This window comes from Clostridium chrysemydis, from assembly GCF_015234215.1.
GTDB classification, from domain to species: domain Bacteria; phylum Bacillota; class Clostridia; order Clostridiales; family Clostridiaceae; genus Clostridium; species Clostridium chrysemydis.
The window spans coordinates 19738-35391 of record NZ_JADEKP010000008.1; the positions used below are offsets into that span (position 1 = coordinate 19738).

Below are 15654 nucleotides of genomic sequence, written 5' to 3' on the forward strand. Positions count from 1 at the left end.
CCCCCTTATGTAGTTATTTCCATTTTAAAATTTCAATATCATTTTTCTTTTTAAAATTAATTAAATATGGTTTTCCTACTAGATCTAATAACGGTTTATCGCTTAAAGAATCTGAAAACATATACGAGTTTTTAAAGTCAACCTCAATATTTTCTTTATTTAATACTTCTTTTAATCTTATAACCTTTTGTTCACCTTTGCAGTTTAAACCATCCATCGTTCTAGTGAATTTTCCGCTTGAAAATTTGAATTTTGTTCCTATAACTTTATCTACTTCTTTGATTTTGTAAAATTCTTTTAAATAAAATTCTGGAGATGCAGATATTAAATATATCTTATATCCTTCTTTTTTAAGCTTTTTCATCATATCTATTGCATCATTATATAGAATTTTTTCTAAAACTTTTTCGTAAAATTCCTTAACTGTATTTTCTAAATCTTTTTCTTCTATTCCATCAATAAATTTTAAGAAAGATTGTTTTACTTTTTTTTCATCATATATTTTAAGTCCATATAAAGCTCCACTAAAAATTGCTCTAGGTAAAAATTTAATATTTTTTTTATCCTTATGAATCATAAACTTAAAAAATTGCATTAAAGTTTCTTTTCTTGTAATTGTAAAATCTACGTCAAATATTGCTAATTTCTCCATCTAATCCTCCAAAATCTATTTATATAATTTATTATATAATATATTAATCAGTTTTACTAAAAAAAAGCTAACTTTTTTCAAAAAAAGTTAGCTTTTTTAATAAATTATTTTATTATATTTAAAAAGTTTTTAATTCTTTCTATTCCTTCTTCAATTTGCTCTTTAGAAATCGCATACGAAAGTCTTATATATCCTTCTAATCCAAACCCAATTCCAGGAATAACAGCTACCTTTTCTTTTTCTAAAAGCTCCTTAGAAAACTCTAGAGAGTCCTTTATATCATCATTTAAATATTTCGTTATATCAACCATAACATAAAAAGCTCCTTTTGGCTCAATTATATCTATATCTTTTAAACCTTTTAATAATTTAACCATAAAGTTTTTTCTGTCTTCAAAAGCTTTAACCATTTTTAAAAGCTCATCTTTAGGACCGTTTAAAGCCTCCAGTGCTGCGTATTGAGTTATCGAACAAGTATTTGATGTAGTGTGACTTTGAATACTTGTCATAAGTTTTATAATATCTTTATTAGATGCAGCGTATCCTATTCTCCACCCAGTCATTGCACTTGATTTTGAAAACCCATTTATAACTATCGTATTTTCATAAGCATAAGGGCTTAAGCTTGCAATGCTTATATGCTTCTCATTATCATAAATAAGTTTTTCATAAATCTCATCAGATATTATTATAAGTTTATTTTCTTCTGCAAATTTTGCAAGGTCATAAAGCTCTTCTTTTGTATATATAGTTCCTGTTGGATTGTTTGGACTATTTATTATAAAAGCTTTAGTTTTTGAAGTTACTGCTTTTTCTAATTCTTCCCTATTTAATTTATATCCATTTTCTTTTGAAGTATTTAAAAATACAGGTTTACCATCTGCTAATTTAATTAGTTCTGGATAACTAACCCAGTAAGGCGTTGCCATTATTACTTCATCTTCCGGATTTAAAATAGCTAAAAAAGCATTTGCTAAAGATTGTTTTGCTCCAGTACTTACTAAAATTTGATCCACCTTATACTCTAAGCCGTTATCTTCTTTAAATTTTTTACATATAGCTTCTCTAAGTTCTAGTATTCCTGAAGTTTGAGTATACTTAGTTTTGCCATCAAGCATTGCTTTATAAGCTGCATCTATAATATTTTTAGGTGTATTAAAATCTGGTTCACCTGCCCCAAAGCTTATTACATCAACTCCTAAGTCTCTAAGACTCTTTGCTTTCGCTGTTATTTCAAGAGTTATTGACGGCGCTATATCTTTAGCTTTTTTTGATAAGTTCATATTTGTTTCGCCCCTTTAATTATTTATTCTTTGCTCCTATAAATTTTTCATATAATTCGCTATCTATTCCTTCAGAGCCAATCTCACATTCAGAAAGGCAGCAGTGAAAATCACTTCCACCAGTAACAACCATTTTGTACTTTTTACTCAAGTTATAAAATTTATTTATCTGTTCTTTAGTGTGGCTATTGTGGTATACTTCAATACCTTTTAATCCATAACACCTTAGTTCTTTAATTATATTTTCAACCTCTCGTGCTTTATATATTTTTCCAGGATGCGCTAACACAGCTATTCCCTTTGAATTTATTATAAGTTTTATAGCTTCTTTATAAGTTAGCTTCTTCCCTTTTTCGTAAGCAGGTTTTCCTTGAACTAAATACTTATTAAATGCAGTTTTATAATTGCACTCATAACCTTTTTTAACTATCTCTAGCGCAATATTTGCTCTTCCCACAGTTTCTTTGCCATTTTTCAAAACTTCTGATATATCTATATCAATCCCCATTTTATTAAGCTTTGAAACTATACTTTTAGCTCTCTCTTTTCTATAGAACTTAAGTTCAGTTAATACTTTTTTTAAATTTTCATTTTCTATATCTATAAAATATCCCAAAATATGAATCTCTATTCCATTTACCTCTGTACTAAGTTCAATTCCAGGAATAACATCTAAATCATCATATTTGTTATTTGTTATATATTGAGCATCTAAAGTATCGTGGTCAGTTATAGATATGCATTTAACTCCTTTATTTCTTGCAGTACTTACAATCTCTTCTGGTGTCAACTTGCCATCTGAAAAGGAAGAATGAATATGTAAATCACAAAATTTCATATTAATCACCTTCCAACTCACATAATGAATATACCATTATTGTCTATTAAAGTAAATTATTCAATATAATTATATTCACAAAAGGAGAGTGAATTTTCACTCTCCCATAATTTTTAGTTTTCAACTAATACTTCGTTGTAGTATTTAGCTACTTCATTAAATTCATCTTCGTCTGGAACTACTAGTTCTTCCTCTACTAATCTGAACATATAAACTGAATCATCAGTAGGGTTTTGAGCTAAGTAATACTCTCCACCGTTATATTCAAATTCATCTATAATAGGGCAAGCAACTTCGTTACCTTCTTCGTCTACTAAATCAACTACGAAATGTTCATGTTCTTGTTCACCGCATCCACATCCACATTCGTGATCGTGGTCATGCTCGTGGCTTCCACATCCGCATCCGTTACCTTCTTCGTGGCTTCCACATCCACATTTGTTTAAATCTTTATCCATTTCTTTTTCCTCCTTCAATTGTATATTGTCTATTTTCATTCTACCCTTATTTTATCTAAATTAAAAGCAAATTCTTTAATTTTTTTAATTTATTCACTCATTCTCTACGAATTTTCTTTATTCACTTACTTATAATTGAGTTTTTTTAATATTTTGTAAGATAAATAAAAAAGACTCAAGCAAAGCCTGAGTCTTTTTTTATATTAAAGATGAATTTTAGTTATCAGCAGCTAATTTTTTGTATCCTGCTAATCTTTCTTTTGCATCTTTTTCAGTTTTCTCGAATAATGCTTCTGCAGCTTCTGGGAATGCTTTAGCAAGTGAAGCGTATCTAACTTCTCCCATTAAGAATTCTCTGAAGTCTCCAGTTGGTTCTTTTGAATCTAAAACGAATGGATTCTTTCCAGCTTCTTTAACTTCTGGGTTGAATCTGTACATTGCCCAATATCCGCAATCTACTGCTTTTTTAGCTTCAACTTGGCTGTTACCCATACCAATCTTAATTCCGTGATTTATACATGGAGCGTAAGCTATGATTAGTGATGGTCCTTTGTATGCTTCTGCTTCAGCGATAGCTTTAAGAGTTTGGTTCTTATCAGCTCCCATTGAAATTTGAGCAACATATACATATCCGTAGCTCATTGCGATCATACCAAGGTCTTTTTTCTTAGTTTTCTTACCTGATGCAGCGAATTTAGCTATTGCAGCAGTTGGAGTTGATTTTGATGATTGACCACCAGTGTTTGAGTAAACTTCTGTATCAAATACAAATATGTTTACATCTTCTCCAGTAGCTAATACGTGGTCTACTCCACCGAATCCGATATCATATGACCATCCGTCTCCACCAAATATCCATTGTGATGGTTTTACTAAGAAGTCTTTTTCATTTAAGATAGCTTTTGCGTGTACGTTGTCTGATCCTTCTAAAGCAGCAACAACAGCGTCAGCTCTATCTCTAGTTCCTTCACCAGTTGTGAATCCGTCAACGAATGCTTGTAATTCTTCTACAGCTACTCCGTCAGCGATAGCTTTAAGAGCGTTTTCTTTAACTCTTTCTCTTATAGCGTTAGCACCTAAGAACATACCTAATCCGAATTCAGCGTTGTCTTCGAATAATGAGTTAGCCCAAGCTGGTCCGTGACCTTTGTGGTTAACTGTGTATGGAGTTGAAGGTGCTGATCCACCCCAGATTGATGAACATCCAGTAGCGTTAGCTATCATCATTCTGTCTCCGAATAATTGAGTTATTAACTTAGCGTAAGGAGTTTCTCCACAACCTGCACAAGCTCCTGAGAACTCGAATAATGGTTGCTCGAATTGGCTTCCTTTAAGTGTTTTCTTGTTCATTGGGTTAGCTTTTGGTGAAACTTTTTCTATAGCGTAATCCCAGTTAGCTATTTCAGCATCTTGAGTTGCAGCTGGTTTCATAACTAAAGCTTTTCCTGGTGCTGGACAAACTTGAGCACAGTTTCCACATCCAGTACAATCTAATGGAGTAATTCCGATTGTGAATTTAACAGGAGTTTCAGTTTTTAATGCTCTAGCATCTACAGCTTTGAATCCTGCTGGTGCGTTAGCTAATTCTTCTTCAGTTAATAAGAATGGTCTAATTGCAGCATGTGGACAAACGTAAGCACATTGGTTACATTGAATACATTTATCTTCTTCCCATTCAGGAACGTTTATAGCTATTCCTCTTTTTTCTGAAGCAGCAGTTCCAGCTTCGAAAGTACCATCTTCCATTCCGTTGAATGCTGAAACTGGTAAATCGAATCCTTCTTGTCTGTTTATAGGATCTACTATATTTTTAACGAAATCAGTTTTTGGTCTAGCTTCAACTACTGCTTCTTCTTTAGCATCTTTCCATGAAGCTGGAACTGTGATTTCTACTATTGAGTCAACACCTTTGTCAATTGCAGCGTTGTTCATATCAACAACTTTTTGACCTTTTTTACCGTATGAAGTAACAACAGCGTCTTTTAAGTATTTAACTGCATCTTCAACTGGGATAATGTTTGCTAGCTTGAAGAAAGCTGATTGCATTATCATGTTGATTCTTCCACCTAATCCTATTTCTTGAGCTATCTTAACAGCGTTTAAAGTATAGAATTTGATGTTGTTTTCAGCTATATATCTTTTGTATGAAGCTGGTAAGTTTTCTTCAACTTCTTCTGGAGTCCAGATTGAGTTTAAAAGGAATGTTCCATTTGGTTTTAATCCTTCTAATACGTTGTATTTGTATACATATGATTGGTTGTGACAAGCAACGAAATCAGCTTTGTTTATTAAGTAAGGTGATTTTATTGGTTGTTTACCAAATCTTAAGTGTGATACTGTTATACCACCTGATTTTTTAGAGTCATATGAGAAATATCCTTGAGCATACATATCAGTATGGTCTCCGATAATTTTGATAGCACTTTTGTTAGCACCAACAGTACCATCTGATCCTAATCCCCAGAACTTACAAGCTGTAGTTCCTTTTGGAGTAGCATCTATATCTTCGTGAACTTCTAATGAAGTGTTTGTAACGTCATCGTTTATAGCTAATGTGAATCCGTCTTTTGGTTCGTCTTTAGCTAAGTTTTCATATACTGCAGCGATGTGTCCTGGGTTAGGGTCTTTTGATCCTAATCCGAATCTACCACCAACTATTACAGGAGCATTTTCTTCTCCATAGTAAGCGCTCTTAACATCTAAGTATAATGGTTCACCAACTGAACCTGGTTCTTTAGTTCTATCTAAAACAGCTATTTTCTTAACTGTGCTAGGCATAGCTTTCTTTAATCTTTCGATATCGAAAGGTCTGTATAATCTTACTTTAACAACTCCGACTTTTTGTCCGTTAGCGTTTAAGTAATCTATAGTTTCTTCACAAACATCTGTAGCTGATCCCATTGCAACTATTACTCTGTCAGCATCAGCTGCTCCATAGTAATCGAAACAGTGGTATTCTCTACCAGTTATTTTAGTTATTTCTGCCATATAGTTTTCTACAACATCAGGAATGCTGTTATAGAATTTGTTTACAGCTTCTCTAGTTTGGAAATAGATATCCGGGTTTTGAGCAGTACCTCTAGTCACTGGGTGGTTAGGGTTTAATGCTCTATCTCTGAATGCTTGTAAAGCTTCCATATCTACTAAGTCTTTTAATTCTTCGTGTTCTATAACTTCTACTTTTTGTATTTCGTGTGAAGTTCTGAATCCATCGAAGAAGTTACAGAATGGAACTCTAGTTTTGATAGCTGCTAAGTGAGCTACCGCTGAAAGGTCCATTACCTCTTGAACAGAACCTTCTGCAAGCATAGCGAATCCTGTTTGTCTTGCAGCCATAACATCTTGGTGATCTCCAAATATACTTAGAGATGATGTAGCTAATGCTCTAGCTGATACATGGAATACTCCAGGTAATAATTCTCCAGAAATTTTGTACATATTTGGTATCATTAATAATAAACCTTGTGAAGCAGTATAAGTTGTAGTTAATGCTCCAGCTTGTAATGATCCGTGAACTGCACCTGCAGCTCCAGCTTCTGATTGCATTTCCATAATCTTAACTGGTTGACCGAATATGTTTTTCTTTCCTTGTGCTACCCACTCGTCTACGTGTTCAGCCATTGGTGATGATGGTGTTATAGGATAGATTGCAGCAACCTCTGTGAATGCATATGAAATATGAGCAGCAGCCGTATTTCCATCCATTGTTTTCATTTTTCTCATCGTGTGACCCCTCTTTCTATTATTAAAAAAATAAGAAATTTTTTAATATAAAAAGTTTTAATACAGATTCCACAATTAAAACTTTTTACATCAATATATATAAATAAAATTAGTGAGAAATATAATTTTATTTAAATCGATTAAATTTAAAGTGTCTTACACTTTTACACATTAAATGAGGTAAATCATAATAAAAGATTGTCTTTTATTTAACATACCCCCATAAAAAATATATTACAAAATTCGACTCTGATTTTAAGCTTTGAAAAAGAGATTAACAAAACCTTTTTTAATATTATTAAAAAGTCAAAGTCCATCTCTTTCATTATATACTACTATTAATATTTTGCAAGTTTTCAAAGCTTATTAAAGTTCTAAATTTCCTTATTTACGATAAATATTCTTTTTCTACTACATTTTACTTGTTATAGAACCCTTTATCACGTCCATTATTCCATTTACTCCATTATTCATCTTACTAGATTTCATATTTTTAATTAAAGTTTCTTTATCTTCCTTTAATCTTTTTATTTCATTTAATATTCCAGTACTTGAAAGTTCTTCTTCTTCTATAACATTTGCAAAGCCTTCTTTTTTAAATGAGTTTGCATTTAAAATTTGATCTCCTCTGCTTGCATTTTTTGATAATGGAATTAAAAGAGTTGGCTTTTTAAGAGCTAAAAATTCAAAAATAGAATTTGCACCAGCTCTTGATACTATATAATCAGAAGCTTTAAGTAAATCTTTTAATTCTTCACTTACATATTCAAATTGCTTATATCCTTTTAAAGTTTCTAGTTCTTTTTTATAATTCCCTTTACCACAAAGATGTATTATATTATTTTCTTTAAGTAATTCAGTTAGATTTCCTCTAATCTCATCGTTTATAACTTTAGACCCTAAACTTCCACCCATAACTAATATAATCTCTTTATCGTCATCAAATCCACATAATTTCTTTCCTACTAGTTTTGACCCTTCTAATATTTCAGATCTTATAGGACTTCCTGTTAAAACACCTTTTTCTTTGCTTACATAATTTAAACTCTCCCTAAATGTCACACAAAGTTTATCGCAAAATGGTGATGCTAATTTGTTTGCAAGCCCAGGAGTTATATCTGATTCATGTGCTATAACAGGTATCTTTTTCATAGATGCTGCAATAACTACAGGTACAGTTACAAATCCACCTTTTGAAAATATTACATCTGGTTTTTCTTTATTTAATATTTTTCTAGCCTCATTTATTCCTTTTAATACCTTAAAAGGGTCAGTAAAGTTTTTAATATCAAAATATCTTCTAAGTTTACCTGATGATATACCAAAGTATGGTATATTAGCGTTTCCTATAATATCTTTTTCTATTCCATCTTTACTTCCTATGTATTTTATATCAAAACCTTCTTCTTTTAATCTTGGAACTAATGCAAGATTTGGAGTAACGTGTCCTGCTGTTCCTCCCCCTGTCATTATAATTTTATATTTACTCAAAATTATCTCTCCTTACAATCTAAAATTCTTAATTGAGACTTGAATATTTTTGTCTCCCCTGAATTCATTAATCTCTGGATAATATATTATATCCATCTTAAAATTAGTATATCCTTCAAGTAATAGTTTCGTAAATGCCTCTTCACCATATTTTTCTTCAAAAGACTCTTTAAAGAAATCATACTTATTAAAATTCACTCCATCTATAGTTTTTCCTCCTGGAAGTTCAATTTTAAATCTTAAAAACTTACCTTCCTTACCCATAAACATAACTCTCTTAACTAAAATATCCTTACAAGCAATTACAGGTGTACTATTTCCCTTTCCAAAAGGTTTCATAATATTTAAATCATCAATTATTTTATAATTTAGATTTTGAAGAGGTATAGCTGCATCTATTAAAACTTTAGGCGTTATATCATCTTCTGTTAATTTACAGTTTGAATTTAATTTTCTTCTTAACTTTTCTATATTTTCTTCCTTTAAAGAAAGACCAGCTGCCATAGGATGTCCACCAAACTTCTCTAAATATTCTTTACATTTACTAAGTTCTTCAAACATATTATAACCTTCTATAGATCTACCTGAACCTTTTGGCATATCTTTTCCTTTAGTTATTACTATAGTTGGTAGATTATATCTTTCACGAATTCTACCTGCAACTATTCCTGCAATACTTTCGTGAATACTTTTTTCATAGACTACTATAATTTTATCCCCTGATTTTACTTCACTCTCTACTAACGCTTCAACCTTTTCAACGCTTTCTGAAGTAAGTTCTTGCCTTTTTTCGTTTAATTCATTTAACTTACGTGCAAGGCTTAATGCTTCATCTTTATTTTCTGAAATTAATAGTTCTACAGAATAATCTGCAATCTCAAGCCTTCCTGTTGCATTTATACAAGGCCCTATGCTAAACCCAAAATGTCCTTCGTTTATAGTTTTCTCTTCTAAATTCTTAACTTTTATTAATTCTTTTAATCCTATAATATTAGTATTATTTATAAGTTCTAATCCTTTTTTAACTATAATCCTATTTTCATCAATTAAATTAACCACATCACAAACAGTTGCAATTGCAGCAAACTGTAAAAGTTCTTCTGCTTCTTTTAAATCTATAGAAAATTCTTTATATAATCCAACAACAAACTTATAAGCTACAGAGGCTCCACAAAGATCTTTAAATGGATAAGTGCAATCTTCTCTTTTTGGATTTATTAAAGCATCAGATTTCGGCATAACTTTTATTAGCTTTCCATCTACTTCTTTTAAAGGTATATCATGATGATCTGTAACTACTACAGTTAAACCTAATTCTTTAGCATATTCTATTTCTTCAAAAGCTGAAATTCCATTATCACAAGTTAAGATTATATCTACCCCAGAATCTTTTAGGATTTTTATTCTTTCCTTGTTCATCCCATACCCTTCACTTTCCCTATTTGGAATGTGATATATAAAGTTAGCATTTAATCTTTTTAATCCTTTATATAGTATTGAAGTACTGCATACTCCGTCACAATCATAATCTCCATATATAGCAATTTTTTTATTATTTATTATTGCGTTTTTTATTATTTCTACTCCAAGATTTAAATCCTTTAGTAAAAATGGATCATGAAAATTATTTATATCTCCATATAGGAAAAGAGAAGCTGCTTTAGGATCAGATATTTTTCGATTAGCTAAAAGTCTTAATATAAGACTATCCTCTTTTAAGCTACTAGCTAATCTTTTAAAATCTTCTCTTTTTTCTCTTATAAGCCACTTCTCTTTCATAATTCACCTATTTTTCTAAAAGTTATAAAGCATTCCGTTTCTAATTTCTTCTGCTTCTTTTACTTTTCCTAATTTTTTTAAAATTTCAAATGAAAATTCTAATGCAGTTGCAGGTCCTCTACTTGTTATTATATTTTCATCTATAACTACTCTTTTATCTTCGATATAATTAACATCTCCTAGTTCTTCTTTAAATCCAGGATAAGAAGTTACATCTTTTCCTCTTATTACGTCCGCTTTAGCTAAAACTATAGGTGCTGCACATATTGCAGCTATTATTTTTTTTGAAGAGTTCATATTTTTTATTAAATCTATAACTTCAGAATTATCTCTTAAATTAGTGCTTCCTGGCATTCCACCTGGTAAAACTACAGCATCATAAGCATCTATATCTTTAATTAATTTATCTGCTCTTATAATCATATTATGAGCACCTGTTACTTCTTCTTCAAATATTGAAACTGCATCACAAGTTACATTTGCACGTCTTAAAACATCAACTACTGTTAATGCTTCTATTTCTTCAAATCCATTTGCTAGTAAAACACATACTTTACTCATAAAAAACCCTTCTTTCTTATATAAACTGTATCCCTTTTATTGTATCTATAACTTCTCCAACTAAAAGGTCTGTTCCTCTTCCTGCTCTGTTTTGAAGTTTTATTGAAGATACTTCTAAAGTTTTAACTTCTTTGTTATGGAATATCAAATTAAACTTTTCTGCATCTTCAGTTATATATCTACCGTATATAGCTTTATCTTCGTCTTTTAAGCTTATTCCTGTAACTCCAGATGTAAATTTACCCATTAAACTTACATTATCTACACTAAATCTAATTCCCATTCCTTTTTCTGTAAATAGTGTTACTTCACCGAAATTCAAATCTCCAAGGAAGGTACTAACTACTCTATCTTCTTTAGTTTTTAATTTATAATACGGACAAGTTAAATACTCTCCTTCAAACTCTTTAAATGAAGTCTTTTTAACTAATCCATTTCTAGTAACTGTATAAAGACCTAAATTCTCATTATATCCATTTACAGATATCACTTTTATAATTTCTTCGTCTTTTTCTAAAGAATCTACCATATCTTCTAGTTTTATATCTTTTTCTAAAACACCTATAAGCATAAATGATTTGAGTTTAATTAAATTACCCTTATCAGTAAATAGTAACAAATCGCTTAAAGAGTCTGTATGAACCTTTAAGTCATCATTTTTAGCTACTCTACTTAATGATTTTATTACTTTTTTATTTGTTATACCAATATTAAATTGAACAACTTCTAAGTTATCTACATAAAATGCTTCTGTTATTTTATCTTTTAAAGATAAGTTAAACATTTGAACTGGAAGAATATTTCTTTGACTATTTTCTATTTCTGGTATTTCAAGTGAGAAAGTTAATCCTAGTTTTGTACTAACCTTTAGGAATTCTTTTTTCTCATCTGAAACTAGCATAGTTATATCTATAACTTCTTCATCTTCTTTAAGCTTTATAGCTTGAAGCTTAGTATATGCTGTATCAAAATTATCTAACGATGTCTTTTTAATATATCCTTTATCAGTTATAAATTGAATATATTTATTCGGGTGAAGTGATTTAACTGATATAACTTTAATTATAGATTCATTATCTAAATTAAGTCCCCTAATTAAAGTATCAATTCTTTCACCTTTTTCTTTCCACTTACCTTCTGGAGTGTTTATCCCTTTTAATTTATACATATAACCCTTATCTGTGAAAATAAGTAAAGTATCACATGTATTAGATTCTATTAAGAATTTAAGTTCATCTCCTTCTCTATATTCTATTTCTTTAGAGTCAGAGTTTGATCTTATATAGTTTTTATATGGAATCCTTTTTATAAATCCATCTTTTGATAGAGTTATCATTATATCCTCAATAACTATAAGTTCTTCTATATCAATTTTAGCTTTGCTATCATCCTCTATTATCTTAGTTCTTCTTGGATTTTTGTATTTTTTAGTTACTTCTTGCAACTCTTTTTTAACTACCTTAAGCAGTTCCTTTTCACTAGATAATATCTTTTTAAGCTTTGCTATTATTTTTTGAAGTTCATCATATTCTTTTTTAAATACATCTATTTCAAGTCCTGTTAATCTATAAAGCATCAGTTCAAGTATTGCACTAGACTGAATTTCAGTAAATCCAAATTTAGCTATTAAATTTTCACTTGCATCTTTTTTAGATTTAGAACTTCTAATAGTTTTTATAACCTCATCTAAAACATCAATAGCTTTTATAAATCCTTCAACTATATGAAATCTTTTTTCAGCTATTTCAAGTTCTTTTTTACTTCTTCTAGTTACTATCTCTTTTTGATGATTTACGTAATGCTCTATTATTGTTTTAAGTCCCATAGTTTCTGGTTTACCATCTGCTAGTGCAACCATATTGAAACTTATGTTACACTGAAGATCTGTCTTCTTAAAAAGATATTTAAGAACCTTATCAACACCTTCTTCAGTAGATGCTTTTTTAAATTCGATAACAGCTCTAATACCTGTTCTATCTGATTCATCTCTTATATCAGTGATTCCCTCTAAAACCTTAGTATGCCTTTTATCCGCTGTCATTTCAGAAATAGTTTGAAGTATTCTTGATTTATTTCTTCTATATGGGAATTCAGTAATTACTATTCCAAATCTTCCGTTTTCTAATTTTTCTATAGAAGTTTTTGCTCTACATGTTACCTTGCCGTTTCCAGTTTCATATGCAGATATTAAAGAATTCTTACCAATAAGAACTCCCCCTGTTGGAAGGTCTGGCCCTTTAATATGTTCCATAAGTTCTTTTGTTGTTATTTCGTTATTATCAATATATGCTAAAACCCCATCTGTTACCTCTTCTAAATTATGAGGTGGTATATTAGTTGCAAGTCCAACTGCGATACCAAAAGCTCCGTTAACTAAAAGATTAGGATATCTACTTGGTAATACCTTTGGTTCTAACTCACTATCTGAGTAGTTTAAAACCATATCAACTGTATCTTTTTCTATATCTTTCATCATTTCCATAGCTATAGGTGCAAGCCTCGCTTCTGTATATCTCATAGCAGCTGCTCCATCACCATCTATAGAACCCCAGTTTCCGTGCCCATCTATTAAAGGCTCCCTAGTTGAGAAATCTTGTGCTAATATAACCATAGCATCATATACTGAAGTATCTCCGTGAGGATGGTACTTACCTAAAATATCCCCAACTATTCTAGCTGATTTATAATAAGGTCTATCTGGAAATGCTTTTAATTGATATGCCCCATATAATATTCTTCTATGAACTGGTTTTAACCCATCACGAACGTCTGGAAGTGCTCTTTCTTTAGCTACTTCTATTGCATATGGCAGATAGTTATCTGGCATAGCTTCTTCAAGTGGAATTCTTATAATATTTTTATCCACAGGTATACTACTAACTTTTTTAGCCATAAATCTTTTCCTTTCTATTTGTAATTAAAACTCACCGTATTTATACATATATTTTCTTCTCGGTTCTACTATATCGCCCATAAGAAGAGATACCATTTTTTCTGCCTTTGCAGCATCATCTATAGTAACTTGGAAAAGTGTTCTAGTTTCAGGATTTAAAGTGGTATCCCAAAGTTGGTCTGGGTTCATCTCTCCTAAACCTTTATATCTTTGTATTAATGCACCTTTTCCAATTCTTTCTTTAACTTCATCTAAGTCTTCATCTGAATAAGCATATTCACATACTTCTTTTCCTTTAACCTTTTTATATACTTTATATAAAGGAGGCTGTGCTAAATAAAGATGTCCATTTGCTATAAGTGGTCTCATATATCTATAGATGTATGTCATCCATAAAGTCCTAATATGATAACCATCAACGTCAGCATCACTCATAATTATTATTTTGTTATATCTTAAGTCTTCTTCACTATAATTATCTAAAGTCCCTGTACCTACAGCAGTATTAAATATTTTTAGTTCTTCTGATGCAAGTACATTTTCAAGCTTCTGCTTTTCAGTATTCATTATCTTACCTTTAGATGGCATTATACTTTGAAATCTTCTGTCTCTAGCCATTTTTACTGAACCACCGGCAGAATCTCCTTCGACTACTATAAATTCATTATATGATTTTTCTTTTCCAGTACAAACAGCTACCTTACCTGCTAAAGGTGCCGCACCTTTACCTATTTTTTTCTTTTCTGCTTCATTTATCTTTTTAATTTTATCTCTTCTTTGCGCTGCTTGAAGTGCATTATTTATTATTTTTGATGCAAGGTCTTTATTATCTTCAATCCACTCTGAAAGTTTAGTATATGCAAGTTCATTCATCATAGTATAAGCTTCGTTATTTCCAAGCTTAGTTTTAGTTTGACCTTCAAATTCTGGATTTGATATTTTTATCCTAACGATAGCTGTCATACCTTCTCTTAAATCATCACCCTCGAACTCTTTATCTTTAGGTTTCATAAGTTCAAGTTTTCTACCCCACTCTTTAAAAGCTCTAGTCATTCCTGTCTTAAATCCAGTTTCGTGAGTTCCAGCTTCTGTAGTTGGTATATTATTTACATAACTTGCTATATTATCTGTTGTTGAATCTGTAAACTGCATACAAACTTCACCAAACATATTTAAACCATTTAACCCTTTTTCACCTTCAAAGATAATAGGATCTTTATGAAGAGGTGTTTTACTTTCATTTAAATAATCTATAAAATCTAAAAGTCCTCTCTCAGAGTAGTATTCTTTAACTACTTCTTCATCTTTTCTTCTATCTATAAATTCAAGTCTCATTCCTTTATTTTGGAATGCTAGTTCTTGAAGTCTTTCATCTATTACATCACCTTTAAAGTCTATAGTTGAAAATATATCTTTATCTGGCATAAATGTTACCATAGTTCCCGTATCTTTACACTTACCTACTACCTCTAAAGGAGTCACAGGAGTTCCTGGCATATCTTTTTTTAGTTCTTTATCATAAGCGTATTCAAATCTTTGCTTGTATATATTTCCGTTTTGATGAACTTCAACTTCTACCCATTTAGAAAGAGCATTAACTACAGCTGCTCCAACTCCGTGAAGACCACCTGATGTTTTGTAGTTTTTGTTATCAAACTTTCCCCCTGTGTGAAGTTCAGTATATACCATCTCAACTCCACTTTTCTTTTTGATAGGATGTATTCCTGTAGGTATACCTCTACCGTTATCCATAACAGTAACACTTTTATCTTTATTTAGTATTATAGTTGCCTTTGTACCAAAGCCATTTGATACTTCATCTATAGCATTATCTAATATTTCCCACACACAATGATGTAAACCCTTAGTTCCAGTTGAACCTATATACATACCCGGTCTAACTCTAACTGGCTCTAGTTTTTCTAAAGAAGTTAAGGCATTTACATCATATGAAGCATTGATTTCTTTTCCCATCT

Annotated in this window: 10 protein-coding genes; all 10 read right to left on the reverse strand. The window is 30.8% G+C overall.

The genetic code is table 11. The features are described from left to right. Positions 1-13 precede the first annotated feature (13 nt). Positions 14-652, reverse strand: a complete 639-nt coding sequence (locus INR60_RS14725; protein WP_194192257.1) for an HAD-IB family hydrolase — start codon at positions 650-652, stop codon at positions 14-16. Positions 653-756: 104 nt separating this feature from the next. Next, a complete protein-coding gene (locus INR60_RS14730) occupies positions 757-1935 on the reverse strand; it encodes a pyridoxal phosphate-dependent aminotransferase (protein WP_194192258.1) in 1179 nt (392 codons plus the stop codon). A gap of 19 nt (positions 1936-1954) precedes the next feature. Beyond that, positions 1955-2773 carry a PHP domain-containing protein gene (locus INR60_RS14735; RefSeq protein ID WP_194192259.1) on the reverse strand — a complete coding sequence of 273 codons (819 nt, stop codon included), beginning with the start codon at positions 2771-2773 and terminating at the stop codon, positions 1955-1957. Between the two features lie 113 nt (positions 2774-2886). Next, a complete protein-coding gene (locus tag INR60_RS14740) occupies positions 2887-3231 on the reverse strand; it encodes a DUF1292 domain-containing protein (protein WP_194192260.1) in 345 nt (114 codons plus the stop codon). A 216-nt stretch (positions 3232-3447) separates the two neighbouring features. Continuing rightward, positions 3448-6954, reverse strand: a complete 3507-nt coding sequence (gene nifJ / locus INR60_RS14745; RefSeq protein WP_194192261.1) for a pyruvate:ferredoxin (flavodoxin) oxidoreductase — start codon at positions 6952-6954, stop codon at positions 3448-3450. A 411-nt stretch (positions 6955-7365) separates the two neighbouring features. Continuing rightward, positions 7366-8424 carry an undecaprenyldiphospho-muramoylpentapeptide beta-N-acetylglucosaminyltransferase gene (gene murG, locus INR60_RS14750; RefSeq protein WP_420797497.1) on the reverse strand — a complete coding sequence of 353 codons (1059 nt, stop codon included), beginning with the start codon at positions 8422-8424 and terminating at the stop codon, positions 7366-7368. A 33-nt stretch (positions 8425-8457) separates the two neighbouring features. Next, positions 8458-10224, reverse strand: coding sequence for a single-stranded-DNA-specific exonuclease RecJ (gene recJ / locus INR60_RS14755; RefSeq protein WP_194192263.1), 1767 nt, complete (start codon positions 10222-10224; stop codon positions 8458-8460). Between the two features lie 15 nt (positions 10225-10239). After that, positions 10240-10785 carry a DJ-1 family glyoxalase III gene (locus INR60_RS14760; RefSeq protein ID WP_194192264.1) on the reverse strand — a complete coding sequence of 182 codons (546 nt, stop codon included), beginning with the start codon at positions 10783-10785 and terminating at the stop codon, positions 10240-10242. A gap of 16 nt (positions 10786-10801) precedes the next feature. After that, positions 10802-13678, reverse strand: a complete 2877-nt coding sequence (locus INR60_RS14765) for a DNA topoisomerase IV subunit A (RefSeq protein ID WP_194192265.1) — start codon at positions 13676-13678, stop codon at positions 10802-10804. A 24-nt stretch (positions 13679-13702) separates the two neighbouring features. Further along, positions 13703-15652: a DNA gyrase/topoisomerase IV subunit B gene (locus INR60_RS14770; RefSeq protein ID WP_194192266.1), complete on the reverse strand. Its 1950-nt coding sequence runs from the start codon at positions 15650-15652 to the stop codon at positions 13703-13705. Positions 15653-15654: the final 2 nt, after the last annotated feature.